General features: G+C 56.7%; 1 pseudogene. It reads left to right on the top strand.

Going from position 1 to position 353, the window contains the following annotated elements:
• Positions 1-302, top strand: a pseudogene (locus FMN52_RS00065) (phosphopentomutase); the annotation flags it as partial.
• Positions 303-353 lie beyond the last annotated feature (51 nt).

Raw genomic sequence — 353 nt, forward strand, 5'->3', positions numbered from 1 at the left:
GTGCCGAACGTTTGCAGGTCGTTGACCGTAACCTTGCCCGGCTTGTTGAGGCGATGCAGCCAGATGATTGCCTGGTCGTGATGGCGGATCACGGCAACGATCCGACCATTGGTCACAGCCACCATACCCGCGAAGTGGTGCCAGTGCTGGTTTATCAGCAAGGGATGATCGCTACGCAGCTCGGTGTGCGCACCACGCTTTCTGATGTGGGGGCTACCGTGTGTGAATTTTTCCGCGCGCCACCGCCACAAAATGGTCGCTCTTTTCTTTCCTCCCTCCGGTTTGCAGGAGACACCCTATGAGTTTTGATCCGACGGGTTACACCCTCGCCCATGAGCATCTGCATATTGATC

It is taken from the genome of Marinobacter sp. BW6 (assembly GCF_008107725.1).
In the GTDB taxonomy this organism is placed as follows: domain Bacteria; phylum Pseudomonadota; class Gammaproteobacteria; order Pseudomonadales; family Oleiphilaceae; genus Marinobacter.